The sequence below is a fragment of the Actinophytocola sediminis genome, from assembly GCF_054779715.1.
The window spans coordinates 98,312-124,320 of record NZ_BAAGXS010000001.1 but is presented as its reverse complement, the minus strand read 5'-3'; the positions used below and the strand labels follow the sequence as shown (position 1 = coordinate 124,320).

Genomic DNA, 26,009 nt, shown 5'->3' with positions numbered 1-26,009 from the left:
AGCCTGGGGATCACCACGCTGACAGCACCTTGTCGAGGGTGACGGGGAGGTCGCGGACGCGGACGCCGGTGGCGTGGTACACGGCGTTGGCCACCGCGGCGGCCGTGCCGACGATGCCGATCTCACCGATTCCCTTGCTGCCCATGGCGTTCACGTGCGGGTCGTGCTCGTCGAGCCAGGTGGCCTCGATGTCGGTGACGTCGGCGCAGGTGGCGATGTGGTACTCGGCCAAGTCATGGTTGACCACGTGCCCGTAGCGGTGGTCCAGCACGCTCTGTTCGTGCAGTGCCATCGACAGGCCCATGGTCATGCCGCCGACGAACTGGGACCGGGCGGTGCGCGGGTTGATGATGCGTCCCGCGGCGAACACCCCGACCAGCCGCGGCACCCGGATCTCGCCGGTGTCGCGGTTGACCCGCGCCTGCGCGAACTGCGCGCCGAAGGCGTACATGGCGAACCGGTCGGTGGCCGGGTTGTCCTCCACGCTGCCGTCGGCGACGGCGCCGTCGGCGGGGTCGTCGCCGTGTTTGTCGCGGAAGGCCCTGGCGGCGTTCACCACCGCCGAGCCCCACGTGGTCATGCCCGAGGATCCACCGGCGACCGACGCGACCGGGTAGCGGGTGTCGCCGATCCGCGTGGTCACGTCGCCGACGTCCACGCCCAGGGCGTCGGCGGCGATCTGCGCGAGGGTGGTCCAGGTGCCGGTGCCGAGGTCGGCGGCCCCGATCTCGACGACGTAGGTCCCCCGCTCCAGCCGGATGGTGGCCGTCGAGTACGCCATGCGGTTGACCGGGTAGACCGAGGACGCGACGCCAGAGCCGATGAGCCAGTCGCGCTCGTGCCGGACGCCGGGGCGGGGGTCGCGGTCGGCCCAGCCGAACCGGCGCGCGCCCTCCCGCAGGCAGGCGACGAGGTTGCGGCTGGAGAACGGGTTGCCCGTCTCGGGGTCGACCTCGGGCTCGTTGCGCACCCGCAACTCGACCGGGTCGACGCCGACGGCCTCCGCGAGCTCGTCCATGGCCACCTCCGGCCCGAACATGCCGGGGCACTCGCCGGGCGCGCGCATCCAGGACGGCGCCGGCACGTCGAGGGCCGCCAGCCGGTGGGTGGTCGCCCGGTTCGGCGCGGCGTACATCATCCTGGTCGGCAGGCCGGTCTGTTCGGCGAACTCCTTGATCTTCGCGGTGTGCTCGACGACGTCGATCGCGATGCCGGTGAGCCGGCCGGCGCGGTCGGCGGCCAGGCGCATGCGCTGGATCGTGGGGGTGCGGTGGCCGGCGAGGGAGAACATCTGCTGGCGGGTGAGCGCCAGCCGGACATGGCGGCCGGGGGTGGCACGCGCGGCCATCGCGGCGAGCACCACGTTGACGTGCGGTTCGCCCTTCGACCCGAAACCACCGCCGACATACGGGCAGATCACCCGGACGTGGTCGTGATCGAGCCCGAACAGGTCGGCGACCACCCCGCGCAGCCGGTGCACGCTCTGGGTGGAGTCCCACAGCGTCAGCCGCTCGCCGTCCCAGTGGGCGGTGGTCGCGTGCGGTTCGAGCGGGTTGTTGTGGTTCATCGCGGTGGTGTAGGTCTGGTCGACGGTGACCTCGGCGGCGGTCATCGCGGCGTCGATGTCCCCGTCGGCGGTGTCGGTCTGGAAGGCCGGGTTGACCTTCGCCGGCTTGTACAGATCGTCCCGGTCGGCCGACAGCGTCACGTCGGGTGCCGTGGAGGTGTAGCTGACCTCGACGAGTTCGGTGGCCCGCAGCGCGGCCTCCGGCGTGTCGGCCACGACCAGGCCGACGACCTGTCCGCGGAAGGAGATCCGCCGGCTCTGCAGTGCGGCCAGCTCACCCCCGTCGAGGTCCAGGCGCTCCGCGGTGAACGGGGTCAGGATGGTGCGCACGCCGTCGACCCGCTCGGCGGCCGTCGTGTCCAGCGACTCGAGCCGCCCGTTGGCGACGGGGGCCTGCACCAGGCGGCAGTGGGCCGCGTTCTCGGCGTCGGCCTCGTAGGCGTAGCGGGCCCGGCCGGCGATCTTGTCCGGGCCGTCCCGCCGTTCGAGACCGCTGCCGATGGCGACCGGGCGCAGTTGGTCGGTCATGACCGATCACCGCCGGTCAGGTCACGCAGGGTGGCGACCATGGTCCTGGCGGCCAGGGTGATCTTGAAGTCGTTGCCGCCGTCGATGCCCGCCAGCGGGCGGGCGTCGGCCAGTTCGGCGGCCGCGGCGGCCTGGAAGGTCTCGTCGCTCGGCTCGGCGCCGCGCAGCACGGCCTCGGCCTTGCCGGCCCGCCACGGCTTGTGCGCCACCCCGCCGAGCGCGATCCTGGCCTCGCGGATCCGGCCGCCATCCAGATCCACCGCGGCCGCCACACTGACCAGCGCGAAGGCGTAGGAGGCGCGGTCACGCACCTTCCGGTAGGCCGAGCGCCGGGCCATGGGCAGCGCCGGCAGGTCGATCGCGGTGATCAGCTCACCGTGGGCGAGCGTGGTGTCGCGGTCCGGCTCCTCCCCCGGCAGGCGGTGCAGGTCGGTGAAGGGAATCGTGCGTTCCCCGCCGGCGCCGAGCACCCGCACGTCCGCGTCGAGCGCGGCCATCGCGACGGCCAGGTCCGACGGGTGCGTGGCCAGGCAGTGCTCCGAGGCGCCGAGGATGGCGTGGTAGCGGGTGTAGCCGCCGCGGGCGGCGCAGCCGGTGCCGGGGGCACGCTTGTTGCACGGGGTGGTCACGTCCTGGAAGTACACGCAGCGGGTGCGTTGCAGCGGGTTGCCGCCGATCGTGGCCATGTTGCGCAGCTGTCCGGACGCACCGGCCAGCAGCGCCTGCACCACCACCGGATAGCGCTCGCGTGCCCGCTGGTCGGCGGTGAGGTCGCTGTTGCGCACCGCCGCGCCGATCCGCAGCCCACCGCCGGGCAGGTCGGTGATCTCCGCCGAGGTGGCGCGGGTGACGTCGACCAGCGCGCCCGGGGTCGCGACCCCGAGTTTGAGGTGGTCGACAAGGTTGGTGCCGCCGGCGAGGAACACCGCCGCCGGATCGTCGGTCACCAACCGGACCGCGTCGCCGAGCTCGGTGGGGGTCGCCAGGGTGAACGGCTTCACGGCGACGCCTCCCTCGCCTGCTCGATGGCGGGCACGATGTTGACGTAGGCGGCGCAGCGGCACAGGTTGCCCGCCATCCGTTCGCTGATCTCGGCCCTGGTCGGCCGCGGCGGCGCGGTGAGGTCGCCGGTCGCGTGGCTCGGCCAGCCGGCGGCGAGCTCGGTCAGCATCCCGGCCGCCGAGCAGATCTGGCCGGGGGTGCAGTAGCCGCACTGGAAGGCGTCGTGGTCGAGGAACGCGCGCCGCAGCGGGTGGCCTGCCGTGGTGAGCCCGTCGGCGGTGGTGACCTCGGCGCCGTCCACGGTCGCGGCGAGGGTCAGGCAGGCCAGCACCCGCCGGCCGCCGACCAGCACCGTGCACGCGCCGCACTGGCCGTGGTCGCACCCCTTCTTCGGGCTGAAGATGCCCAGCCGGTCGCGCAGCGCGTCCAGCAGCGTGGTCCGGGTGTCCACCGTGAGGTGGTGCTCGGTGCCGTCCACCCGCAGGGAGACCGGAGTGTCCATGCGGTGAGCAGTTCCCCGTACCGGCCAACGCCAACCCTCACCCGCCCGGCGCCACCACGTCGGCCTCGCCGCCGAAGGCCTTGGCCGCGGCCAGCACGCGCAACCGCTCCAGCCGCTCGCTCTGGTCGTGGGCGCGGTCGATCAGCGCGTCGAGCAGGACCGGGTCAAGTCGCCGATCGTTGGCGGCGCGGGTCCGCAGCGTTCGCCAACCCGCGGCCTTGCCCTCCACCCCCAGGCGCATGACCTCCAGTTCCACCACGCGGCTCAGCGGCGAGCGCGTCACGACGCGGCCGTTGGGCTTGAGCCGGGCGACCTTCTCGACCAGCCACCCCGCCAACGCCTTGTAGCCGCGGACCGGGACCGCCAGCGCGGCCATCAGCTCGAGCAACGTTTCCCGGTCCTCCTCGATCTCCCGTGCCAGGCGCACGAGAACGTCCACTTCGGACCAGCCACGTTCCGCGGCCGCGATTCGCCTGGCCAGGTCGACCCCGCCGGTCGCGCCCGCGAGGTGGTCGTTGAGGTAGATCCCGAGCAGCGGGCGATCACGGGGCGCGGTAGCCATGCGGGGTGGCGTACCCCGCCAGGCCCGGCCCAACCCCGCGCGGCCGGGTCGCATAGGGCCCGGCGGGCCGGGGTAGCCAACGGGACCACCGATCGTAGAAGGAGTGTCCTCGTTGGCTACTCACCCGTCCGATGACCGCAAGGACCAGCAGCTCGACGGTGTCCGGGTCGACGCGGAAGGCTCGCGACTGACCACCAACCAGGGTGTGCGGGTCGACCACACCGACGACTCGCTGACCGTCGGTGAGCGCGGACCGACCTTGCTGGCGGACTTCCACGCCCGGGAGAAGATCACCCACTTCGACCACGAACGCATCCCGGAACGGGTGGTGCACGCCCGCGGCGCCGGCGCGTACGGCCACTTCGAGCCCTACGACGACTCGCTGGCCGCGTTCACCTGTGCCGAGTTCCTCACCGACCCCGCGGTGCGCACGCCGACGTTCGTGCGGTTCTCCACCGTCGCCGGCTCCCGCGGCTCGGCGGACACCGTGCGCGACGTGCGCGGGTTCGCCATCAAGTTCTACACCCAGGCCGGCAACTACGACCTGGTCGGCAACAACATGCCGGTGTTCTTCATCCACGACGGCATCAAGTTCCCCGACTTCGTGCACGCGGTGAAACCGGAGCCGGACAACGAGATCCCACAGGGACAGTCCGCCCACGACACGTTGTGGGACTTCGTCTCCCTGCAGCCGGAGACGCTGCACATGATGATGTGGCTGATGTCCGACCGCGCGCTGCCCCGCTCCTACCGGATGATGCAGGGCTTCGGCGTGCACACCTTCCGCCTGGTGAACGCCGCCGGCGAGGGCACGTTCGTGAAGTTCCACTGGACTCCCGAACTCGGCACGCACTCGCTGCTGTGGGACGAGGCGCAGCAGATCGCCGGCAAGGACCCGGACTTCAACCGCCGGGACCTGTGGGACGCCATCAAGTCCGGCCAGTACCCGGCGTGGGAGCTTGGCGTGCAGCTGGTGCCGGAGGCCGACGAGTTCGCGTTCGACTTCGACCTGTTGGACGCCACCAAGCTCATCCCGGAGGAGCAGGTGCCGGTGCGGCCGGTCGGCCGGCTCGTGCTCGACCGCAACCCGGACAACTTCTTCGCCGAGACCGAACAGGTCGCCTTCCACACCGCGAACATCGTGCCCGGCATCGACTTCACCAACGACCCGCTGCTGCAGGCCCGCAACTTCTCCTATTTGGACACCCAGCTCATCCGCCTCGGTGGGCCCAACTTCAGTCAGCTGCCGGTGAACCGCCCGGTGGTGCCGGTGACCAACAACCAGCGCGACGGCTACCACCAGTCGCGAGTCCACACCGGACAGTCCGCCTACTCCAAGAACACCGTCGGCGGCGGGTGCCCGGTGGTCGGCGGCTCGTTGCCCGAGGTGTTCGCGCACTACCAGGAGAAGGTCGAGGGCACCACGATCCGCAGGCGGGCGACGAGCTTCAAGGACTACTACCGCCAGGCGACGCTGTTCTGGAACAGCATGTCCACACCGGAACAGGAGCACATCGTCGCGGCGTTCCGCTTCGAGCTGGGCAAGGTGACCGACACCGACATCCGGGCCAGGGTCGTCGACCAGGTCAACCACGTCGACCACGCGCTCGCCACCCGGGTCGCCGACGGCGTCGGCGTGCCGGCGCCGGCGCGCGTGGTGATGCCCAACCACGGCCAGGACTCCCCCGCGCTGAGCCAGCTCAACACCACTGTGGACACCGTCCGGTCGCGCCGGATCGCGATCCTGGTGGCCGACGGGGTCGACGGCGTCGGCCTCGGCCGGGTGCGCGACGCGCTGCGCGACCGCGAGACCGTGGTCGAGCTGCTCGCCCCCACCGACGGCTCGGTCCGGGACGCGAGCGGCGCGGACGTGCCCGTCGACCGGGCGATCAACACGATGGCCTCGGTGCTCTACGACGCGGTGATCGTGCCGTGTGGCAAGGAAAGCGTGCGCGCGCTGGCCGAGGACGGGTACGCGACGCACTTCGTCACCCAGGCCTTCAAACACGCCAAGCCGGTCGGCGCGTTCGGCGCCGGGGTCGGGCTGCTCGAACACGCCGGCGTGCGCGGGGTCCGGCTCGCCACGGACACCGCCGTGGTCGCCGACCAGGGCGTGGTCACCACCACGGCGGCGGCCGGCGACCTGACCGACGCCTTCGTCGACGCGTTCGCAGCCGAACTCACGCACCACCGCGCCTGGCAGCGGCCGACGGCATCGGTGCCGGCCTGATCCCCGTCAGGACATTGATCAGGTCATCGCGGGCAGGTACTGGTCCGGGATCGCGAACGCGTCCACCAGTGTGCGCGCGTGCGGACGCAGTTCCTGGCACAGCGCGTTCACCTCCGCCACGACACGCTTGGCGACCGCCGGCGTGAGCCGGCCGTGCTCAAGGAACCACGCCCGGTCGGCCTCGATGGTGGCCAGCACATGCAGGTCGCACACCCGGTTCAGCAACGCCGTGGCCGGCTCGTCGGCACACCGGTCGATCGCGGCGACGAACGCGTCCAGCACCAGCCGGTCGATGTGCGTGCGGCCGGCCAGCAGCACGTGGTCCTGCGCGTCGTTGAACACCGCGAACGGGTCGCCGCCAGCGGACGCCGCGGCCCGCAGCCTGCGGGCGAGTCCGGCGAGGACGTGCTGCTCGCGGTCGGCGAACAGGGCGCGCTGCCAGTCGCGGTCGAACAGCTCGGGGCTGCCGAGTTTGGTCACCGGCAGGCGTTCCAGCACCGCGCCCATCAGCTGCTCGGCCACCAGTCGCGCGGTGGCCAGCGGGCTGAGGTCGGCGAAGTTGTCGTGGTAGTCGGTCAACAGTCCCTTCGCGACCAACTGCAGCAGCACCGTGTTGTCGCCCTCGAAGGTGGTGAACACGTCGGTGTCCGCCTTCAGGCCGGGCAGCAGGTTCTCGGCGAGGTAGCCCGCGCCGCCGCAAGCCTCGCGCACGGTCTGGATCGTCGCGGTCGCATGCCAGGTCGCCACCGCCTTGACGCCGGCCGCGCGGGACTCGAGCACCCGTTGCGCGCGGTCGTCCGGCACAGCGCCGGTGTGCACGTCGTGCAGCATGCCGACCAGGTCCTCCTGCGCGAAGTGCAGCGCGTAGGTCGTGGCGAGCGCGGGCAGCAGCTTGCGTTGGTGGGCAAGGTAGTCCAGCAGCACGATCTCGCCGCTGTCGTCCGGACGCCGGAACTGGCGGCGGGTCTCGGCGCGGCGGACCCCGATGGTCAGCGCCCGCTGGGTGGCGCTGCCCGCACTGCCCGCGATGCTGATCCGGCCGCGGACCAGCGTGCCGAGCATGGTGAAGAACCGACGTCCGTCGCTCTCGATCGGACTGGTGTAGCTGCCGTCCTCGGCTACGTCGGCGTACCGGTTGAGCAGCGCCTCGCGGGGCACCCGCACGCCGGCGAACCACAGGCGTCCGTTGTCGACGCCGTTGAGGCCGGCTTTCGGGCCGCAGTCGGCGATCCGTACCCCGGGCAGGGGGTCGCCCGCCTCGTCGCGGATCGGCACCAGGAACGCGTGCACGCCATAGGACCGGTCGCCGATGACGAGCTGGGCGAACACGACGGCCAGCCGCCCGTCGCGGGCGGCGTTGCCGATGTAGTCCTTGCGCGCGTCGTCGTCCGGGGTGTCGATGACGAACCCGTTGTCGGTGAACGTGGCGGTGGTGCGCAGGTTCTGCACGTCCGAGCCGTGTCCGGACTCGGTCATCGCGAAGCAGCCGGGCAGGTCGAGCGACATGATGTCGCGCAGGTACCGCTCGTGGTGGTGGCGGGTGCCGAGTAGCTGGACCGCTCCGCCGAACAGTCCCCATTGGACGCCGGCCTTGACCATCAGCGACAGGTCGCCGTACCCGAGCAGTTGGAAGGACACCACCGAGCCGCCGACGTCACCCTCGCCGCCGTACTCGCGGTCGAACCCGAGCCGGGAGTGGCCGGTCGCGACCAACGCCCGCAGCTGCTCGAACACCTGTGCCCGGTGGGTCTCCTGGTCGAGGTCGTAGGTGTCGGCGTACTTCGCCTCGGTCATCCGGTCCCGGAGCTGGCCGCGCAACTCGGCCCACCGTCCGTCGAGGACTGTCGTGAGTGCTCCGGGAACCACCTGTTCGGTCATGCGTCATCAGTACCCGAGTTCTCCCGACCGCACACCCCGAGGAACTCGATGATGTTGCCGGCGACGGCCGCCGGCGCCTCTTCCGCCATGTGGTGGCCGGAGTCGATCTCCGCGCCCCGCGGCCGGGTCGACCACCGCCGCCAGATCCGCAGGACGTCGCCGTACAGGTCGGCCAGGTCGTCCTGAGTGGACCACAGGACCTGGGTCGGGCAGCGCACCCGCCGGCCGGCGGCGAGGTCGGCGTCGTCGTGGGCGCGGTCGATGCCAAGGCCGGCCCGGTAGTCCTCCAGCATGGCGTGCACGGTCGCCGGATCGTGGATGGCGCGGTGGAAGTCGGCGAAGTTCTCCTCGCCCAGCCGTTCCTCGGTCGTCCGCGTGCCGACGCCGTACCAGGCGTCCGGGTCGGCGTTGATCGCCCGCTCCGGCTTGTCCGGCTGGGCGAAGAAGAACCAGTGGTACCACGCCCTGGCGAACCGCGCGTCGCAGCGGGCGAGCGCCTCGCCGATCGGCACCGAGTCCATCACGGTCAACGCGCGCACCCGGTCCGGGTGGTCGAGCGCGAGCCGGAAGGCGACGTAGCTGCCGCGGTCGTGCCCGGCGACCGCGAACCGGTTGTGTCCCAGGGCGGTCATCAGCCCGACCAGCTCGGCGGCCATCGCGCGCTTCGAGTACGGCGTGTGCTCGGCGTCGGTGGGCGGCTTGTCGGATTCGCCGTAGCCAGGCAGATCCGGGCACACGACGGTGTGCGTACGGGCGAGGATCGGCGCGACCCGGTGCCAGGTGGTGTGTGTTCGCGGATGGCCGTGCAACAGCAGCACGGCGGGGCCACTGCCGCCGTGGCGCACCCGCAGCGTCAGCGTCCCGCCGAACACCCGGTCAAGGACGAATCCATCGAACACGGTCCCGACCCTACGGCCCAGGACACCGTTGCCGCTCGACGAGCCAGCCGCCGTGCTAGCCGTCGTGCTAGCCGTCGACGGCGGCGTGCAGCACCTGTAACGCCCGCTCGGCCGCGAGCAGGGCCGCGGCGTGGGCGCTCCAGTCCGCCGGCAGCTCCTGGTCCGGTCGCCGGTGGGCGAGCGCGGCGCGCCGCTCCCCCGCGTACCGCAGCGCGCCGTGCAGGGCGTCCCGGTCGAGCTCCCGGTCCCGCGCGGGCCGGCGGTAGGTCGACACCGCCCGCGCCAGTTCGGTGACCAGCACCGCGAACATCTCGTCGAACGCGCGCTCGGTCCTCGGCGCGGTGTTGTCCGGGTCGTCGGACACCACCAACGTCTCGGTGATGTGCTGGGTCTGCTTCGCGACGTCGTACAGCACCGTCAGCGCGGAGTCCTCCGTGGACGGATGGGTGTCCCGCGACCACAGCCACCTCGGGTTGAACCGGGTGCTCTCCCGACCGTCCCCCGCGGTCTCCTCCGCGGTCCGCACCGTCGTCTCCACCGCCCGCGCCCGCCGCGACCAGCGCCGCGCGTCGTGCTGGTCCCAGCCATCGCGCAGGCCGTCCGCGACCGACCGCAGCAGCTCCTCGATCTCCGCGCTCACCCCGGCCACCGCCCGGCCGGCGGCCCGCAGGTGCATCGGCGGCAGAACCAGCACGTTCACCGCGATGCCCACCACGACCCCGAGCACCGCCTCACCGATGCGATACACCAGAAAGCCGGCGTCGTCCGCGGTGCCGTAGGTGACCATCAGCAGCGCCACGATGCCGACCCAGATGCCGTCGTTGCCGAGCCGGTGCCACCGCCCGACCACCATCCCGGCGAACACCGCCACCGCGAGCGCGGCCGGTGGCCAGGGCACCAGCAGCACGACCACGAACGCCACCACGACCCCGAGCACCAGCGTGGCCACCTGGCGCGCGGCGTCGAACAACGAGCGGTACACGGTGCCCCCGATGGTGAACACCGCGGCGTAGGGCGCGATGAACGACTGCGGGTCCTCGGTCAGCCGCGCGACCAGCCAGGCGACCACGGCCGCGATGGCCATCTTCGCCGCCTGTACCAACCATTCCCGGTCACGGCCGGACAACGAGACCAGGTCACGAAGCCGCCGCGCCACACCGTCCACTGTGTCCACCAGCCGCACTCAGAGCTGGTCCCTCGGCACCGTGTGGTCCCAGTCGCGGGACCGGATCCGCGTCTGTCCGTCGAAGGCGTCCAGCCGGGCGCGCACCCGGAACTCGGTCGGCGTGCAGGTCAACGTCTGGCGGGTCTCGATCCTGGTGGACCAGTCGCCACGGGAGAACGTCATGATCCACTCGGTGTCGCCGCGTACCGAGCTGAAGTCGTCGGCGGTCCAGCTGTACCGCTCCCGCACCTGTTTGGCGATCTCCATGCCGGTGTCCTCGTACCGCACGGTGCCGCTGTCGCGGACCACCTCCAGCGCGGACTCGTAGGTGATCATGTTCCGGCTGACGTCCCAGCGGTACTCGGGCCGGCTCAGGGTCGTGGTCGCCAGCGGCGCCGCGCCCGCCGGCTCGTCGAACGTCTGGACGGCGACCTCGTCGGGCATGGCGACCGGCCGCACCGGCAGCCGCAGCGCGCTGCCCTCGGTGTGCACCGACAGCCGCACCGGTTCCGGCGGCGGCCAGGCCAGCGGCCAGTACGAAGTGGACAGTGAGAGCCGGATCCGGTGCCCGGCGGGAAACGCCTGGGCCACCGCGTTGAGCGGGATCTCGGCCCGGTAGCGGCGGCCGGGCGCCAGCGGTCGCGGCTGGTCGTGGGAGTCGCGGTGGGTCAGGTTGAGCAGGCCGTAGGTGACCCGGGTGGCACTGCCGTCCTCGGCCACATCGGACAGTCGCGCGGCCACCATGGCGACCGGTTTGCTGGCACTCACGTCGAGCCGGACCACTGGTGCGCCGAGGATCTCGCACTGCTCGTCGAGCACCGCGGTCTCGAACACCAGCGAGCCACCGTCCTCCTCGCGCTGGTCGTAGGGCAGGTCGGGTGGCGCGTTGTAGGAGCACCACTTGCCGGCGAACTGGCCGACCGACAGCGGCGACTCGATGGCCAGCACCTCGGCCGGCACGTCCTCGCCAAGCGGCGCGATCCGGTGTGGCGCAAGGGGATGCTCGTCGTAGCGGATGTTGGCCGACGGCCACCCGCGCTCGCCGACCCACCGGCCAGGTCGTTGTTGGTAGGAAGTGGACGGTGGCACGCTGTCCTGCATCCACGTGCGCAGCATCGGCTCCTCGCCGGCGTCGCCCGCGTTGTCCTTCGAGTCGCGCAGCCAGCGGTCGAACCAGCGGACCACCTCCTGCAGGTAGCCGATGGCCGGACCGGGCTCCCCGAGGTGCGGGTACCGGTGCGACCACGGCCCGATCAGGCCCTTGCGGGGCACGTCGAGACCCTCCAGGATCCGCAGCACCGCGTTGGAGTAGCCGTCTGCCCAACCGCACGCGGCGAACACCGGCACCTCGATCGCCGAGTAGTCCTCGCAGAGCGAGGCGTGCCGCCAGTAGTCGTCCCGCCGTTGGTGGTCGAGCCACTCGACGATCCACGGGTGTGCCGCGTCCAACCGCGCCAGCCACCGCTCGCGCCACCGCTCGCCGGACAGCGCCGGATCCGGTGGGCAGCTGCTGTAGGCGAACATCGTGCCGGACTCGGCGAGGTTGTCCGACAGCAGACAGCCCCGCATGTAGTGCATGTCGTCGGCGTAGCGGTCGTCGGTGAACGACACCACGCAGATCGCGCCCAGGCTCGGCGGCCGGCGCGCGGCGACCTGCAACGCGGCGAAGCCGCCCCAGGAGATGCCCATCATGCCGGTACGCCCGTCACACCACGGCTGGTCGGCCAGCCAGGCGAGCACGTCCTCGGCGTCGCGCTGTTCCTGTTCGAGGTACTCGTCGACCAGGACGCCGTCGGAGTCGCCGCTGCCCCGGATGTCCACCCGCACCCCCGCGAACCCGTGCCCGGCAAGGTAGGGGTGGTTGATCGAATCGCGCACCGAGGTGAGATCGCGCTTGCGGTACGGGATGTACTCGAGGATCGCGGGCACCGGGTCCACATCGGAGCTCAGCGGCCGCCAGATCCGCGCGGCGAGCCGTGACCCGTCGGCCAGCGGGATCCAGGCGTGGTCGATCTCCTTGATCGCGTACGGCAACGAGGTCTCGACACGCAATCAGGCCACCTCCGCCTCTTCGGTGAACTCGAACCGCAACGCGGCCACGCACCGGTCGTACTTGTCCCGCAACTGCTCTGGACCGTCCGCGCCGACCACGATCTGGGCCAGCTCGTAGCTGTAGCTGTCGCCCGGCTGGTCGGACAGGCGCTCGCCGTCGGGCGCCCTGCGGTACACCCGCACGCCGTCGATGGCGCGCTGCACCTCGGCGATCTCGTCCTCGGTGGGGCCGCGCGACAGCACGCCGTCGGTGAACCGGCGCAGGTACCAGCGCGCGGAGATCGCGTACGGTCCCTCGCCCGGCTCGCCGGGATCCTCACCGAGCGCGGTCTTGATCATGTAGTGGTGGTTGGCGAAGCCGTCCACCTGCTCGAACAACCCGGCGTGCGCCTGCGAATGCCGCGGGTTGATCTCCAACACGTTGATCTCGCCGGTCGCCGGGTCGCAGAAGTACTCGATGCTGAACGTGGCGTCGTCCAGGCCGATCCGCTCGATGAGCCGCCGGGAGACGTCGGCCAGCCGCTCCCGCATCCGCGCCGGCAGCTGCGACGGATACTGGTGGCGCAGGAAACTGGACACCTCGGGGTAGATCAACGAGTCCAGCACGCCGTAGACCACGACCTTCCCGTGCTGGACGTAGCCCTCCACCGCCGCCCGGTCGCCCGACAGCGCCCGCTCGGCCAGCGCGGCCTGACCACCCGCCGCCGCGATCTCCGGCGGCAGGTCGGCGGCCTGGTGCAACAGGTGGTCGAACGGCTCCCCCACCCGGCCGATGCCCTCCCGCAGCGCCGCGACGGCCTCGTCGAACTCCTGTCGGTCGGTGACCTCGAACGCGAGCTTGGACGAGAACGACTTCACCGGCTTGAGCCAGCACGGGTACCCCACCTCGGGCGGCAGCTCGGGCGCGTCCAGGTCGACCAGCGCGAACGGCGGGTACTCGGTGATGACCTCGCGCTGGATGAGCCTGCTCCAGTACTTGTGCTCGCAGCGCAGCACCGAGTCCAGGCTCGCGCCCCGCACCCCGAACTCCTGGCTCAGGATCGGCACGAGCGTGCTCACCGGGAAGTCCCAGAAACCGACGATGGCGTCGATCTTCCCGTCGAACGCCGCGATCCGCGCCCGCGCCCCGGCCAGCAGGTCCTCGACCGGGATGTCGTCGTCGAGCTGTAGTTCGTCGATCGTCATCAACCCGTGGAACTCGTACCGCTCCGCGTCCGGTACGCGTCTCATCAGCTCCAGGTTCGCCTCGTCCAGTCCTAACACCACGATGTTCAGCCGCGCCATCGACACTCCTCCTCGATCGGTTCGTGCAGAGGAGTCGTGTTCCCGATCCGCGCCGGTTCACCTAAGCCATTTGGCCTAACAGGTCACGCGGACCTACCTCGGCGGCGCTCGGCGGTCAGTTCGGCGTGGCGTTCCATGATCTGCCACACCTTCCGCTGGGCCTCCGCCGGCGGCTGGGGCAGCAGCGACCTGCCGTGCGCCCGGCTGCGCAGCGCGACGGTCGCCTCGCCGCGCGCGGTCTCCTCGTCGCGTTGGTTGACCGCCCGCAGTTCGATGTCGACCAGGTTCATGTCGTGCTCGCGGCGCTTGCCGGTCACCGTGCCGGTGACGTACTGGAGGTCGCCCGCGTAGTTGAACTTGCGGATCTCGTCGTGCTGGCGCACCACGAAGCCCTCGTCGCCCATCCAGTCGGTGAGCCGGTGGTGCAGCCAGCACTCCCGCAGCACGCCGTAGTCGTACGCGCGCGGGTTGCCGATCGCCTTCGCCCACTCCGAGTCCCAGTGGACCCGCTGCGCCACGTCGGGGACGCCGTACTCGTTGTCCACATAGAAGGCGGGGATGCGCTGGCGGTTGCGCCAGTTGAGCCGGCCGGTCTTCAGGCCGTAGGGCACGAAGCCGTAGCCGCCGGCGTGGAACACGATCATGTCGGTGGTGGTCAGCGGGCCCTTGGCGAGGGTGCCGAGGGACTCGCCCGGCGCGACGTCCTCGAACAGGCGCGGCGCGCCGCCGCGCACCTGCTCGGCCTCGGCGGCGTAGACCCTGTCCAGCTCGGCGATGTCGTCCTCGGTGTAGGCGGGCACCGGCACGTCCTTGTACTTGCCGGTCTCGCGGGCCTTCTTGCGCGCCGTGAGGATGATCAGCGTGCGGTAGCTGCCGACGACCTCGCCGCGCTGGTTGAACTTGACCTCGCGGTTGACCCGGATCACCGACCGGCCGGCGAACTCGGACTTCTTGACCTCCACCGAGTCGAGCCCCTTGTAGGAGTAGAGCCGGTCGCCCGCGTGGATCGGCCGGTACCACTCCCAGGTCCCGCCCGAAACGAACGCGTGGATGCCCCGGTAGCTGCCGCCGCGCAGGTCCTTGGGCAGCCGGTCGCCCAGCAGGGGCGTGTTCAGGATCGCGGCCATGATCTGGGGCGCGACCTGGCCGCCCCAGCGGGTGGCGGCGCCGTGGTCGGGATCGGTGTACAGCGGGTTGTCGTCGCCGTAGCCGAAGGCGAAGTTCCGGATGGCCTCGGGGGTGGCGGTGCCGAGGTGGGCGAGGTCGCGCACGGCCGCGACGGCGCCGACGGCCTCCCGGTCACGCTCGATGTCGGCGTCGTCGATGTCGAAGTCGGTCGCGTCCTCGAACGCCTGCTGGGTCGTGGCCGCCGGATCGCTGCTCATGCTCGCTGCCTCTCGTGATCGACCGGCCACGCCGGGATGGAACTCGCGGCGACGTACTCGTCGGTCAGCCGCGCGACGACCTCGTCGACGGGCAGGACCTCGTCGACCAGCTCGATGCCCTGGCCGGCCGACCAGATGTCGCGCCACGGCCGGACCTCGGCCGGCAGGTGCGAGTAGTCACCCCGGCCCCGGGGAGTGAGGCCGGCGGGGTCGATGTCCAGCCGCCGCAACGACGGGCGCAGCCAGCTGGCCGGCACGGTCGCGACCGCGCCGGTGTAGTCCAGATCGGCGGCGGCGCTGTCGACCAGCATCTGCTTGTACTCGGCCGGGGCCAGCGACTCGTGCGTGGCGATGAAGCGGGTGCCGACGTAGACCAGGTCGGCGCCGAGCACCTCGGCCGCGCGGACCGCGGCCCCGGTGGCCACCGCGCCGGCCAGCACGATGGTGCCGTCGAACATGGCGCGCACCTTGGGGATCAGGGCCAGGTGGGACAGCGTGCCGGCATGGCCGCCGCCGCCGGCGCCGATGCAGATCATCCCGTCGACCCCGGCGGCGACGGCCTTCTCGGCGAAGCGGATCGAGGTCACGTCGTGGAACACCCGCCCGCCCCAGTCGTGCACCCGCTGGGTGAGCGCGGTCGGGTCGCCCTGGGCGGAGATGACGACCTGGACGCCGTGCCGGCGGCACACCGCGAGGTAGTCGTCCAGCTGGGGCAGCAACGCGCGGGTCACGCCGACCGCGATCGGCCCGATCCGGGCGTCGGGGTGCCGCTCGCGATGGTCATCGAGGCTGGTGGTGATCGTGGCCAGCCAGTCGTCCAGCTCCTCGATGCCGCGGGCGTTCTGCATCGGCAGCGCGCCCACCAGCCCGTTGCGGCACGCGGCGGCGACCAGCTCCGGCCCGGACACCAGGAACATCGGCGCACAGATCACCGGAAGTGCCAAGGAGTCACGCCATTCCACCGGCATGTTCACGCGCCACCGGTCCTGGCCCGTGCGTCGCGGAAGCGGCCGCGTTCCAGGGAGGCGTAGACGCGTTCGTAGCCGTCGGCCATGGCCTCGGCGAACGGGCGGGTCGCGTCCAGGCGCACCTGCTGGCGGATCTCCCGCAGTGAGTCGGGATCGTTGTCGGCCAACGTGGTGGCGTACGCGCGCACGTCGGCCATCAGCCGGTCCGGAGTGGACAGGAACTGGGCGAGCCCGTACTCGTGCGCCTCGACCCCGGAGATCGGGCGCGCGCTCAGCAACAGGTCCAGCGCCCGCCCGGTGCCGACCAGGTTGGTCAGCAGCCACGCGGTGCCCAGCTCGGCCACCAGGCCGACCTTGGCGAACGCGGTCGCCCACTTGGCCGTGGGCACGGTGAACCGCACGTCGGCCATCAACGCGTGCCCGAGCCCCATCCCGGCGACCGCGCCGTTGACCGCGGCGATCACGGGTTTGCCCATGCGGAACGCGACATCCCGAGGCTCGGCGACCGCGTTGCGCCGAACCTCGGCGATCTCCAGCGTCTCCAGGCGGGTGAAGTCGGCGCCCGCGCAGAAGGCTCGGCCGGCGCCGGTGACGACCACGACCCGCACCTCAGGGTCGGTGTCCGCGTGGCGCAGGGCCGCCAGGTAGCGCGAGTGCATGTCGCCGGCGAACGCGTTGAGCCGAGCCGGCCGGTTGAGCGTGATCGTCGCGATGCCGTCGGCCACGTCGTGGCGAACCGTCGGCTCGGTTTCCGTGTCGACCATGACCGGCAGTGTACCGATCGGTTAGTCTGACGCAACGCATGCAGCGGAAACACCGAAACATGAGCTATACCGATCAGTACATTAATCGTCGCCGATGGACTGGAGTGCTGGGATGGCGGACGACCTCGACCTCGACGGGATGTCGGTCCGAACGGACGGTGGCGTCCTGCGCATCACGCTGAACCGCCCCGACCGGCGCAACGCCCTGAGCTCGGAGAGCACGCGCACCGTCGCTGAGCTGCTGACCACACTCGGCCGGGACGACACCGCGCGCGCGGTCGCCATCACGGCGCTGGGCGAGCACTTCTGCGCCGGCATGAACCTCAACCGGGACCGGACGCCGCCCGCGACGCGGCCACGGCCGACGGCGACCCACCGCGGCATCGACAGCGGCCCGCACCGGCTGATCGGCGCGCTGGCCCAGCTCGAGATCCCGGTGGTCGCCGCGGTTCGGGGGCACGCCTCGGGGCTGGGCTGCGCGCTCGCGCTGGTCGCCGACTTCTGCGTGACCAGCGCCACCGCGGTGTTCTCGACCCCGTTCGCGCGCCGGGGCTTCACGCCCGACTCCGGCAGCACCTGGCTGCTGCCCAGGCTGATCGGTCCGGCGCGCGCCAGGGAGATGCTGCTGCTCGGCCGGCAGGTCGACGCCGAGCGGGCGGCCGACTGGGGGCTGGTGAGCCGGGTGGTACCCGACGACGAGTTGGACGCGGCGGCCGAGAGCCTCGTCGAGGAGCTGACCGAGGGCGCCACGACGTCGCTGGGGCTGGTGAAGTGGCTGCTGGACCGCAACGCGACCGGCTCGCTCGGGGACGCGCTGCGGATGGAGAGCCTCGTCGAGGACGTCGCGACCCGATCACTGGACTTCAGGGAGGGCATCGCCGCGTTCGCCGAGCGGCGGGCCCCCCGCTTCCGGGGGAACTGATGCCGGACCTGCCCGCGTTCGGCGCCGTCTCCGGCCTCGCCTTCCAGCGCGCGGTGGCCGACGACACCATCCAGCGGCCGCCGTTCCAGGTCGTGCTCGGCCTGCGGATCCGCTCGGTGGCCGAGGACGGCACGACCGTGTGCGACGTGACCCCGGGGCCGGAGTTCACCAGCGCGGGCGGCTTCCTGCACGGGGGCTACCTGACCGCGCTGATGGACTGCGCCACCGCCGCGGCCGCGCACTCCCAGCAGGCCGCCGGCGTCGGCACCCCGCACATCCACGCGTCCTACCGGTTCCTGGCCGCCGGGGACCACCGCTCGCCGCTGGTGGTGACCGCCAGGCCGACCCACGTCGGCCGGTCGATCGTGCACGCCACCGCCGAGGTCCGCGACGGACGCGGCCGGGTGCTGGCCGCGGGCGAGACGGTGCACAAGGTCCGGACGATCCGGGCTAACCGATCAACTCCCTGACCGTCTGGAAGTCCCGCAGCCGCTGGGCGTGCTCGGCGGCCAGCGGGCGGAGGTTGAGCGTGGTCGCGCCGGCGGCGGCGAAGGCGGCGAGCCGTTCGGCCACGACCTCGGGCGGGCCGACCATGGCAGTGCCCCGGACCAGGGCGTCGGGGATCGCGGCGGCCGCCTCGGCGTGCCGGCCGGCGAGGTACAGCTCCTGCACCCGCGCCGCCTCGTCCGGGAAGCCGAAACGACCGACCAGGGAGGTGTAGAAGTTCTGCCCGCGCGCGCCCATGCCACCGACGTAGAGCGCGAGGTGCGCCCGCACCTGGCGCAGCGCGGCCTGCTCGTCGGCGCGGGTGGCGACCACCGCCAGGTAGGTCGGCGCGACGACGTCCAGCGGCCCCAGCGACGGATCACGCCGTTCGGCGCCGGCCAGCAGGCCGGCACCGAACGCCGTCGCGGCGGCCTCGGGCAGGAAGAACATGGGCTGCCAGGCCTCGAACGCCTCGGCCGCGAGCGCCACCGCCTTGTCCCCCATGGCGGCCAGCATCATCGGCACCCGGGCCCGGACCGGCGTGTTGATCAGCTTCAACGGCTTGCCGAGACCGGTGCCGCCCCGGTCGGCGCCGAGCGGGATGTGGAAGTGGGTGCCGTCGTGGGTGAGGGTCTCCCGGCGCCACACCGCCCGGCAGATGTCGGCCACCTCCCGGGCGCGGCCGAGTGGCGCGCGGTAGGCGACTCCGTGGAAGCCCTCGACGACCTGGGGCCCCGACGCGCCGATGCCCAGCGTGAACCGGCCGGCCGACACGTGGTCCAGGCCGGCCGCGGTCATCGCGAGCAGCGCGGGGGTGCGCGAGTAGGTGTTCAGGATCGAGGACGTCAGGCCGATCCGTTCGGTCGAGGCCGCCAGGTAGCCCAGCAGGCTCACCGCGTCGAAGGAGTAGGCCTCCGGCGCGAACAGCACGTCGACCCCCGCGGCCTCGTAGTCCCGCGCCAGGTCCGCGAACTCCCGGACGGCACCGCTGTAGGACAGCGGCATACCGATCCGCATGAACCCTCCCACCAATGGACTACTTGTGTACCGGTCGGTATAGTGAACCTAGCATGGCCGTGCCGCTCGATGCCGTGCCCGAGCCAAGGAGAACGATCCATGCCACCTCGTGAGGCCGTCATCGTCGATGCGGTGCGCACCCCGATCGGCCGCAAGAAGGGCTCGCTGGCCACGGTGCACGCGGTCGACCTCTCCGCGCTCGTGCTCAACGAACTGTTGGGCCGCAACGGGATCACCGCTGATCTCGTCGAGGACGTGTACTGGGGCTGTGTCACCCAGCTCGGCGACCAGTCGAGCAACGTGGGGCGGTTCGCGGTGCTGGCGGCCGGCTGGCCGGAGAGCGTCCCGCCGGTCACGATCAACCGCGCGTGCGGCTCGAGCCAGCAGGCGCTGGAGTTCGCCGCGCACGCCGTGATGTCCGGGCGGGCCGAGGTCATCGTCGCGGGCGGCGTGGAGACCATGAACCGGGTGCCGATCGGCTCCACCCGCCAGTTCGGCCAGCCGTACGGCACGACGACGCTGGACCGCTACGGCGTCGAGGACTTCAGCCAGGGCGTCGGCGCCGAGCTGATCGCCGAGCAGTGGGGCCTGACTCGCGAACAGCTCGACGAGTTCGCGTCGGTGTCCCACGAGCGCGCGGCCGCCGCGATCGACACCGGCGCGTTCGCCACCCAGCTCGTGCCGGTCGCGCTGGCCGACGCGAAGCTCGAGGCCGACGAGGGACTCCGGCGCGGCACGTCGGTGGCGACCCTGGCCGGCCTCCGGCCCTCGTTCCAGGAGGGCGGCAGGATCCACGCCGGCAACTCGTCGCAGATCGCCGACGGCGCGGCCGCGCTGCTGGTGACGACCCCGGAACGCGCGGCCAAGCTCGGCCGCACCCCGCTGGCCCGCTTCCACGCCGGCGCGGTGGTCGGTGACGACCCGGTGAAGATGCTGACCGCCCCGATCCCCGCCACCGCACGGGTTCTGCGCTCGGCGGGACTGACGATCGAGGACATCGGCGCGTTCGAGATCAACGAGGCCTTCGCGCCGGTTCCGCTCGCCTGGCTGGCCGAGACCGGCGCGGACCCCGCGCGGGTCAACCCGGTCGGCGGCGCGATCGCGGTCGGGCATCCGCTTGGCGCCTCCGGCGCGATCCTCGCCACGCGCCTGGTCCACCACATGCGGGCCAACGACATCCGCTACGGGCTCCAGTCGATGTGCGAGGGCGGCGGCACCGCCAACGCCACCGTCTTCGAGCTGGTCTCATGAGCAGCCCCGACGCTGGCGATAATCAGGCCATGGCCACGAATCCGACCAAGGAAACCACCGGCGAACGCGTCGTGCGCATCGCCGCCCAGCTCTTCGCCGAGAACGGCTACGACGCGACCGGTGTGCAGGAACTGTCCGAGTCGACCGGACTGGGCCGCGGGGCCTTGTATTACCACATCAAGAACAAGCAGGCGCTGTTGCTGAAGATCGCGTTGCGCCTGCTGGAGGACGCCAACCGCGAGGCGCGCCGCATCCTGGCCGGCGGCGGCTCGGCCGAGGACCGGCTGCGCCGGATGGCCACCCATCTGCTGACCGACCTGTCCACCAACCGCAACGCGTGGATCACCTCGATGCGGGACTGGAAGGCGCTCGACGAGCCGCACCGCACCCGGGTCGGCCACCTGCGCGACGAGTACGAGCTGTACTGGCAGACCCTGTTCGACGAGGGCACCGAGGCCGGAGTGTTCCGACCGGTCCATCCAATGCAGCGCCGGGCGATCGTCGCGATGTTCACCAGCAGCTACCGGTGGATCGAACCGACCGGCTCCCTCAAGCCCGCCGAGATCGCCGACCTGTACGTCTCCCTGTTCCTCGACGGCCTCCGCGCCTAGTGCCCTGAATGCCTCATTCAGGGCATTGAGCGTCCCGAATGAGGCATTCAGGGCATTTGGCCTAACTCGCCTCGCGCGTGTCGGTGGCGGGCGCGCCGATGCCCCAGCGTGTCAGGAGGTCGGCCGGTTCGGGTGCGCTGTCGGTGAAGCCGAGGGGGAGTTTGGCGGTCCAGCCCCGACCGTCGGGGGTCGGGGCGAGGACGCCGCGGGCGGCCAGTTGGGGGTCGTGGCCTGCCTCGGCCAGGGTGAGCACGGGGGCGAGGCACGCGTCGACCGCCAGCGCCGCCTCGGCCCAGTCCGCGCGGCTGCGTAAGCGGATCGCCGCGGCGATCCGGGCGCGCAGCCGGGGCCAGTTGGCCGGCTCCTCGCGGCCGACCCGGTCCTGTTCGGACAGTCCGACCAGGTCGGCGAACTCGGCGAAGAACTTGTCCTCGAGCGCGCCGACCGCGACGTACTCGCCGTCCGCGGTCTCGTAGGTGTCGTAGTAGGGCGCGCCCGTGTCCAGCCGGTTGGTGCCCGGTTCGTCCGACCACATCCCGAGGTTGCGGTACTCCTGCAGCATGGTCGTCAGGTAGGTGGTGCCGTCCACGATGGCCACGTCGGCCAGCGCGCCCACCCCCGTGCGCGCCCGCTCGACGAGCGCGGCCAGCACGGAGACCACCAGGTACATCCCGCCCCCGGCGAAGTCGCCGAGCAGGTTGGCCGGCGGCATCGGCTTGTCCCCCGCCCGGCGCGCCAGGTGGAGCGCGCCGGTGATCGCGATGTAGTTGATGTCGTGTCCGGCGCGCGGCGCGAGCGGCCCGGTCTGCCCCCAGCCGGTCATCCTGGCGACGATGAGGCCCGGGTTGCGCTCCCGCAGCCGTGCCGGCGCGAGCCCCAGGCGTTCGAGCACGCCGGGCCGGAAGCTCTCCACGACCACGTCCGCCTTCTCGATCGCCGCCAGCGCCAGTTCGACGCCATCGGGGTCCTTGAGGTCCAACTCCAGCAGCGAGCGGTTGCGCACCATGGCGGCGGTGGACTGCCCCGGCCTGGTCACCGTCAGCACCTCGGCGCCGAGGTCGGCCAGCAGCAGGCAGCCGAAGGGCGCCGGCCCCAACCCCAGGAACTCGACGACCCGGACTCCAGCGAGCGGTCCCGTCATGCCCACCCCGCATCCATCAGACCAACTGTGGTTGTACCGACAGAACGGTACAACAAATGTGCGCGAACGCGTAATCTCCAGTTACCGGCACGACCGATTCGAGGGGACCGCACGTGAGCGAGAGTTTTTATGACGTCAGCCATGAAGACTTCCGGGAGCTGGCCCGCGCCTTCGTCGTCCGCGAGGTCGAGCCGAACATCGAAAAATGGGAGAGCGACCGACTGATCGGTCGGGACGGGTGGCACGCGGCGGCGGCGCGCGGGCTGCTCGGCCTGCGCACGCCCGAGGAGTACGGCGGCGCGGGCGTGCTGGACTACCGGTACCGCTGTGTGCTCACCGAGGAGCTGTCCCGCGTCGGCGCGGCGGCCTTCGCCTCTGGCCTGGCCATCAACGAGGACATCGTGGCCGGCTACCTGATCAACCTCGGCTCGGCCGACCAGCGGCGCCGGTGGTTGCCCGGGATGGCCACGGGTGAGATCGTCACGTCCATCGCGATGTCGGAGCCCGGAGCGGGCAGCGACCTGCGCGGCATGACCACCACCGCGACCAGGACGGCGGCGGGCTGGGTGCTCAACGGCACGAAGACGTTCATCACCAACGGCGGCAGCTCCGACGTCGTGCTGGTCGCGGCGCGGACGGGAGAACGCGAGGGCCGTCCCCGGTTCTCCCTGCTGCTCGTGCCCACCACGACCCCTGGCTTCTCGCGCGGCCCCAAACTGCGCAAGCTCGGGCTGCACGCCCAGGACACCGCCGAGTTGTTCTTCGACGACGTGGTCGTGCCCCTCGACAGCCTCGTCGGCGAGGAGGGCCGCGGGTTCCACCACCTCACCCATCAACTCCCGCTGGAACGGCTGTCGATCGCCTGGCGTGGGCTGGCCGGGGCGGAGGCGGCGTTGTCCTGGACGCTGGCCCACGTGCGCGCCCGCACCGCGTTCGGCCAGCGGATCATCGACTTCCAGCACACCAGGTTCCGGCTCGCCGAGCTGGTCACCGAGGTGGACGTGACCCGCGCCTACCTCGAGAAGCAGGTCCTGGCGCTCAACGAGGGACACCTCGACGCGACCACGGCGGCGAAGGCGAAGTGGTGGGCCACCGAGCTGCAGCAACGGGTCGTGACCGCGTGCCTGCAACTGCACGGCGGATACGGGTACATGGACGAGTACCCGATCTCCCGCGCCTTCGCCGACGCCCGGGTGCAGACCATCGTCGGCGGCACCACGGAGATCATGAAGGAGATCATCGGCCGCGACCTCGCGACGGACCGCTCGCGGTAGCCAGTCACCTACGAGAACAAGGACGATCTCATGGAACTTCAGCACGCGGCCGCGCTGGTCACCGGCGGCGCGTCCGGTCTTGGCGCGGCCACCGCGGCCGCCATGGTGCGCCAGGGCGCCCGGGTGGTCATCACCGACCTGCCGACCTCCGACGGCATCGCCACCGCGGAGCGGCTCGGCTCGAACGCGCGGTTCGTGCCCGCCGACATCACCGACGAGGACAGCCTGGCCGCGCCGTTGGACGCGGCCGAGGAGTTCGGGGTGCTGCGCGCGGTCGTGCACTGCGCAGGCCGCGGCGGGGACCGGCTGCGCATCATCGACAAGGAGCGCCGGCCGGCACCGCTGCAGAGCTTCACCGACGTGCTGGGGGTGAACCTGATCGGCACCTACAACGTGCTGCGCCTGGCCGCCGCGCGGATGAGCGGCAACGAGGTCGAGCACGGCGACCGCGGCGCGATCGTGCTGACTGCGTCGGCCGCGGCCTTCGAGGGCCAGATCGGCCAGACCTCCTACGCCGCGTCGAAGGGCGCGGTTCACGCGCTGACCATCGTCGCGGCGCGGGACCTGGCCAGCTGGGCGATCCGGGTCAACACGATCGCCCCCGGGGTGTTCGACACCCCGATGCTGGCCCGGCTGCGCGCGGACATCCGCGATGGCCTCGCGGCCACCGTGCCGCACCCGAAGCGGCTCGGCGCGCCGGAGGACTACGCGGAGCTGGCGATCGCGTTGCTGCGCAACGGTTATCTGAACGGCGAGACCGTCCGGCTGGACGGCGCGATCCGGATGGCCCCGCGATGACCGCCACCGGGGAGGCCGAGCTGATCGTCAGCCGGCACGACGAGATCCTGCTGCTGGAGATCAACCGCCCGGCCCAGCGCAACGCCATGACCCGCGACGTGGCCGAGGCGATCGACGACGCGTTCACCCGACTGGACGGCGACCCGGAGTTGCGGGTCGCCGTGCTCGCCGGCCGCGGCGGCGCGTTCTGCGCCGGCATGGACCTCAAGCGCCACGCGGCCGGCGAACGCGCGGGCACCGCCGCGCGCGGGTTCGGCGGCATCGTCGAGGTGCCGCCGAGGAAACCGGTCATCGCGGCGGTGGAGGGCTGGGCGCTTGGCGGTGGGTTCGAGATCGTGCTCGCGTGCGACCTGGTCGTGGCCGGCGCCGGTGCCCGGTTCGGCCTGCCGGAGGTCAAGCGCGGCCTGCTGGCCAGGGGCGGCGGCATGTTCCGGCTGCCCCGCCGGGTCCCGCGGGCGATCGCGCTGGAGATCCTGCTGACCGGCGACCCGATCGACGCCGCACGGGCCGACGCGCTCGGCCTGCTCAACGCGGTCGTGCCCGACGGGCAGGCCGTCGAGGCCGCGTTCGGGCTCGCGCGCCGGATCGTGGGCAACGCTCCCCTGTCGGTGGAGGCGTCCAAGGCGATCGCGCTCGCGTCGGCCGACTGGCCCGCCGCCGAGTCGTTCGAGCGGCAGCGGACGTACGCGGACCCGGTGTTCGGGTCGGCGGACGCGAAGGAGGGCGCCCGCGCCTTCGCGGAGAAACGTCCGCCCCGCTGGCAGGGCCGCTGACCTGCCCCGCCCCTACCTGGCAAGGAGCGCGGCCTGGTCGGGGCGGGGCAGGAAGCTCCAGCTGAGGAACCGGGCGCGTTTGAGCAGGCGGTGCGCGTCGTGTTCCCAGGTGAACCCGATGGCGCCGTGGTTCTGGATGTTCGCCCTGGCGTTGGCCAGCGCGGCCGACTCGGTGTAGCGGCGGGCGGCGGCGACCCGGTGCCCGGCATCAAGGGTGTCCTCGTCGACGCTGACCGCGGCGAGGTTGGTCACCGCCGTCGCGGCGTGGGACCGGATGGCCATCTCGGCGCAGCGGTGGGAGATCCCCTGGAACGCGCCGATGGGTTTGCCGAACTGCTCTCGGATACGCGCGTAGGCCACCGACCTGTCCGTCGCGGCGGTGGCGATCCCGGCGAGCATGGCGGCGACCAGCACCGCCGCGCGGGACAGCTCGCGGCCGGCGTGCTCGCCGCCGGTCTCGGCGAGGACGGGGAGGTCGGCCACCCGTACCCGCGCGGCCGTGACGGCCGGGTCGAGGGGCGTCACGGCCTCGGCCGTCGCGGCGTTGTCCACCAGCCGCAGTACGCCGGCGTGTTCGTCCACGAGCAGCAGGACCGCAGCGCCCTGGACGTCGAACGCGACGATCGGATCGGTGTCGCCGTCGCGGACGAACCCGATGCCCGCCCACGCGTCGCCCCCGGCGAGCGCGGCGGCCAGCTCGGTCCGGCCTGCGGCCGCCGCCACCCGGATGCCGATGCTGGTGGCCAGGAACGGTCCGGTGGCGGTGCCGATCTCGGCATACAACTGAGTTTCGTCGGCCAGGCAGCCACCGAGCCCGCCGGCGGACTCGGCCAGTCCCAGCGTCAGCCAACCCTGGGCCACGCCGTCGCGCCACACGTGCACCGAGCCGAGCACCGCGCGGGCCGCCTCGGCGAGTTCCCGCTGCTCGTCGGAGGGGAACAGGTCCATTG

The 26,009-nt window shown here is 71.9% G+C and carries 23 protein-coding genes; 8 read left to right on the top strand and 15 right to left on the bottom strand.

All coding sequences use genetic code 11. The features are described from left to right. Positions 1 to 10: 10 nt before the first annotated feature. The 4 genes from ACYVIP_RS00595 to ACYVIP_RS00580 are packed head-to-tail and all read right to left on the bottom strand — an operon-like array spanning position 11 to position 4,161. Entirely contained in the window at positions 11 to 2,095 is a 2,085-nt protein-coding gene (locus ACYVIP_RS00595; RefSeq protein WP_460390765.1) for a xanthine dehydrogenase family protein molybdopterin-binding subunit, read from the bottom strand. Beyond that, positions 2,092 to 3,096, bottom strand: coding sequence for an FAD binding domain-containing protein (locus ACYVIP_RS00590; RefSeq protein WP_460390763.1), 1,005 nt, complete (start codon positions 3,094 to 3,096; stop codon positions 2,092 to 2,094). Before ACYVIP_RS00590 ends, ACYVIP_RS00595 begins: the two co-directional genes overlap by 4 nt. Next, complete coding sequence (locus ACYVIP_RS00585) at positions 3,093 to 3,599, bottom strand: (2Fe-2S)-binding protein (protein ID WP_460390761.1); 507 nt, start codon at positions 3,597 to 3,599, stop codon at positions 3,093 to 3,095. Before ACYVIP_RS00585 ends, ACYVIP_RS00590 begins: the two co-directional genes overlap by 4 nt. 37 nt (positions 3,600 to 3,636) lie before the next feature. Beyond that, a complete protein-coding gene (locus tag ACYVIP_RS00580) occupies positions 3,637 to 4,161 on the bottom strand; it encodes a hypothetical protein (protein ID WP_460390759.1) in 525 nt (174 codons plus the stop codon). Between the two features lie 112 nt (positions 4,162 to 4,273). Between ACYVIP_RS00580 and ACYVIP_RS00575 the strand changes: the two genes are divergently transcribed. Next, entirely contained in the window at positions 4,274 to 6,391 is a 2,118-nt protein-coding gene (locus tag ACYVIP_RS00575) for a catalase (protein WP_460390757.1), read from the top strand. Between the two features lie 18 nt (positions 6,392 to 6,409). Here the strand turns inward: ACYVIP_RS00575 and ACYVIP_RS00570 are convergent, their stop codons facing one another. The 8 genes from ACYVIP_RS00570 to ACYVIP_RS00535 form a co-directional block, all read right to left on the bottom strand. After that, positions 6,410 to 8,269, bottom strand: a complete 1,860-nt coding sequence (locus tag ACYVIP_RS00570; RefSeq protein WP_460390755.1) for an acyl-CoA dehydrogenase family protein — start codon at positions 8,267 to 8,269, stop codon at positions 6,410 to 6,412. Continuing rightward, positions 8,266 to 9,168, bottom strand: a complete 903-nt coding sequence (locus tag ACYVIP_RS00565; protein WP_460390754.1) for an alpha/beta fold hydrolase — start codon at positions 9,166 to 9,168, stop codon at positions 8,266 to 8,268. Before ACYVIP_RS00565 ends, ACYVIP_RS00570 begins: the two co-directional genes overlap by 4 nt. Before the next feature lie 67 nt (positions 9,169 to 9,235). Further along, entirely contained in the window at positions 9,236 to 10,351 is a 1,116-nt protein-coding gene (locus tag ACYVIP_RS00560; RefSeq protein WP_460390752.1) for an FUSC family protein, read from the bottom strand. Beyond that, entirely contained in the window at positions 10,352 to 12,385 is a 2,034-nt protein-coding gene (locus ACYVIP_RS00555; RefSeq protein ID WP_460390750.1) for a CocE/NonD family hydrolase, read from the bottom strand. It abuts the gene before it with no gap. Then, positions 12,386 to 13,669, bottom strand: a complete 1,284-nt coding sequence (locus tag ACYVIP_RS00550; protein WP_460390748.1) for an ATP-grasp domain-containing protein — start codon at positions 13,667 to 13,669, stop codon at positions 12,386 to 12,388. It abuts the gene before it with no gap. Between the two features lie 83 nt (positions 13,670 to 13,752). Further along, positions 13,753 to 15,054 carry an FAS1-like dehydratase domain-containing protein gene (locus ACYVIP_RS00545; protein WP_460390746.1) on the bottom strand — a complete coding sequence of 434 codons (1,302 nt, stop codon included), beginning with the start codon at positions 15,052 to 15,054 and terminating at the stop codon, positions 13,753 to 13,755. Beyond that, the gene (locus tag ACYVIP_RS00540) at positions 15,051 to 15,998 is read right to left on the bottom strand and encodes an NAD(P)H-dependent flavin oxidoreductase (protein WP_460390744.1); all 948 of its coding nucleotides are present in this window, start codon (positions 15,996 to 15,998) and stop codon (positions 15,051 to 15,053) included. Before ACYVIP_RS00540 ends, ACYVIP_RS00545 begins: the two co-directional genes overlap by 4 nt. Positions 15,999 to 16,024: 26 nt before the next feature. After that, on the bottom strand, positions 16,025 to 16,786 hold the full coding sequence (locus ACYVIP_RS00535) for an enoyl-CoA hydratase-related protein (protein WP_460390742.1): 762 nt from the start codon (positions 16,784 to 16,786) through the stop codon (positions 16,025 to 16,027). A 112-nt stretch (positions 16,787 to 16,898) separates the two neighbouring features. Here ACYVIP_RS00535 and ACYVIP_RS00530 point away from each other — a divergent pair, with 112 nt between their 5' ends. Both ACYVIP_RS00530 and ACYVIP_RS00525 read left to right on the top strand, forming a co-directional pair. After that, positions 16,899 to 17,708, top strand: a complete 810-nt coding sequence (locus ACYVIP_RS00530) for an enoyl-CoA hydratase/isomerase family protein (protein ID WP_460390740.1) — start codon at positions 16,899 to 16,901, stop codon at positions 17,706 to 17,708. Beyond that, positions 17,708 to 18,178 (top strand): PaaI family thioesterase, encoded by a 471-nt coding sequence (locus tag ACYVIP_RS00525; RefSeq protein ID WP_460390738.1) that lies wholly within the window; start codon positions 17,708 to 17,710, stop codon positions 18,176 to 18,178. The genes ACYVIP_RS00530 and ACYVIP_RS00525 overlap by 1 nt, the downstream gene beginning before the upstream one ends. On the opposite strand, the gene ACYVIP_RS00520 is transcribed toward ACYVIP_RS00525, so the two are convergent. Further along, the gene (locus ACYVIP_RS00520) at positions 18,159 to 19,211 is read right to left on the bottom strand and encodes an LLM class F420-dependent oxidoreductase (protein ID WP_460390736.1); all 1,053 of its coding nucleotides are present in this window, start codon (positions 19,209 to 19,211) and stop codon (positions 18,159 to 18,161) included. The two genes, ACYVIP_RS00525 and ACYVIP_RS00520, sit on opposite strands and share 20 nt — an antisense overlap. A gap of 99 nt (positions 19,212 to 19,310) precedes the next feature. On the opposite strand from ACYVIP_RS00520, the gene ACYVIP_RS00515 reads away from it, so the two are divergent. Together ACYVIP_RS00515 and ACYVIP_RS00510 are read left to right on the top strand one after the other, a co-directional pair. Continuing rightward, entirely contained in the window at positions 19,311 to 20,462 is a 1,152-nt protein-coding gene (locus tag ACYVIP_RS00515) for a thiolase family protein (RefSeq protein WP_460390734.1), read from the top strand. A 29-nt stretch (positions 20,463 to 20,491) separates the two neighbouring features. Beyond that, a complete protein-coding gene (locus ACYVIP_RS00510; RefSeq protein WP_460390732.1) occupies positions 20,492 to 21,073 on the top strand; it encodes a TetR family transcriptional regulator in 582 nt (193 codons plus the stop codon). A gap of 61 nt (positions 21,074 to 21,134) precedes the next feature. Here the strand turns inward: ACYVIP_RS00510 and ACYVIP_RS00505 are convergent, their stop codons facing one another. Further along, positions 21,135 to 22,214, bottom strand: coding sequence for a CaiB/BaiF CoA transferase family protein (locus ACYVIP_RS00505; protein ID WP_460390730.1), 1,080 nt, complete (start codon positions 22,212 to 22,214; stop codon positions 21,135 to 21,137). A gap of 113 nt (positions 22,215 to 22,327) precedes the next feature. Between ACYVIP_RS00505 and ACYVIP_RS00500 the strand changes: the two genes are divergently transcribed. From ACYVIP_RS00500 to ACYVIP_RS00490, 3 genes are read left to right on the top strand one after another with little or no spacing between them, the layout of a single operon-like run. Beyond that, positions 22,328 to 23,488, top strand: coding sequence for an acyl-CoA dehydrogenase family protein (locus tag ACYVIP_RS00500; protein WP_460390728.1), 1,161 nt, complete (start codon positions 22,328 to 22,330; stop codon positions 23,486 to 23,488). Positions 23,489 to 23,518: 30 nt separating this feature from the next. Continuing rightward, complete coding sequence (locus ACYVIP_RS00495) at positions 23,519 to 24,286, top strand: SDR family NAD(P)-dependent oxidoreductase (RefSeq protein WP_460390726.1); 768 nt, start codon at positions 23,519 to 23,521, stop codon at positions 24,284 to 24,286. Next, positions 24,283 to 25,059 (top strand): crotonase/enoyl-CoA hydratase family protein, encoded by a 777-nt coding sequence (locus tag ACYVIP_RS00490; RefSeq protein WP_460390724.1) that lies wholly within the window; start codon positions 24,283 to 24,285, stop codon positions 25,057 to 25,059. The genes ACYVIP_RS00495 and ACYVIP_RS00490 overlap by 4 nt, the downstream gene beginning before the upstream one ends. A 12-nt stretch (positions 25,060 to 25,071) precedes the next feature. Here ACYVIP_RS00490 and ACYVIP_RS00485 read toward each other — a convergent pair whose 3' ends face one another. After that, positions 25,072 to 26,007, bottom strand: a complete 936-nt coding sequence (locus ACYVIP_RS00485; protein WP_460390722.1) for an acyl-CoA dehydrogenase family protein — start codon at positions 26,005 to 26,007, stop codon at positions 25,072 to 25,074. Positions 26,008 to 26,009 lie beyond the last annotated feature (2 nt).

Coding starts and splice junctions, on each gene's coding strand:
- ACYVIP_RS00550 (WP_460390748.1), bottom strand. CDS start 13,669: ATGGCGCGGCTGAACATCGTGGTGTTAGGACTGGACGAGGCGAACCTG.
- ACYVIP_RS00510 (WP_460390732.1), top strand. CDS start 20,492: ATGGCCACGAATCCGACCAAGGAAACCACCGGCGAACGCGTCGTGCGC.
- ACYVIP_RS00585 (WP_460390761.1), bottom strand. CDS start 3,599: ATGGACACTCCGGTCTCCCTGCGGGTGGACGGCACCGAGCACCACCTC.
- ACYVIP_RS00595 (WP_460390765.1), bottom strand. CDS start 2,095: ATGACCGACCAACTGCGCCCGGTCGCCATCGGCAGCGGTCTCGAACGG.
- ACYVIP_RS00515 (WP_460390734.1), top strand. CDS start 19,311: ATGCCACCTCGTGAGGCCGTCATCGTCGATGCGGTGCGCACCCCGATC.
- ACYVIP_RS00495 (WP_460390726.1), top strand. CDS start 23,519: ATGGAACTTCAGCACGCGGCCGCGCTGGTCACCGGCGGCGCGTCCGGT.
- ACYVIP_RS00530 (WP_460390740.1), top strand. CDS start 16,899: ATGGCGGACGACCTCGACCTCGACGGGATGTCGGTCCGAACGGACGGT.
- ACYVIP_RS00525 (WP_460390738.1), top strand. CDS start 17,708: ATGCCGGACCTGCCCGCGTTCGGCGCCGTCTCCGGCCTCGCCTTCCAG.
- ACYVIP_RS00505 (WP_460390730.1), bottom strand. CDS start 22,214: ATGACGGGACCGCTCGCTGGAGTCCGGGTCGTCGAGTTCCTGGGGTTG.
- ACYVIP_RS00535 (WP_460390742.1), bottom strand. CDS start 16,786: ATGGTCGACACGGAAACCGAGCCGACGGTTCGCCACGACGTGGCCGAC.
- ACYVIP_RS00570 (WP_460390755.1), bottom strand. CDS start 8,269: ATGACCGAACAGGTGGTTCCCGGAGCACTCACGACAGTCCTCGACGGA.
- ACYVIP_RS00580 (WP_460390759.1), bottom strand. CDS start 4,161: ATGGCTACCGCGCCCCGTGATCGCCCGCTGCTCGGGATCTACCTCAAC.
- ACYVIP_RS00545 (WP_460390746.1), bottom strand. CDS start 15,054: ATGAGCAGCGATCCGGCGGCCACGACCCAGCAGGCGTTCGAGGACGCG.
- ACYVIP_RS00485 (WP_460390722.1), bottom strand. CDS start 26,007: ATGGACCTGTTCCCCTCCGACGAGCAGCGGGAACTCGCCGAGGCGGCC.
- ACYVIP_RS00520 (WP_460390736.1), bottom strand. CDS start 19,211: ATGCGGATCGGTATGCCGCTGTCCTACAGCGGTGCCGTCCGGGAGTTC.
- ACYVIP_RS00490 (WP_460390724.1), top strand. CDS start 24,283: ATGACCGCCACCGGGGAGGCCGAGCTGATCGTCAGCCGGCACGACGAG.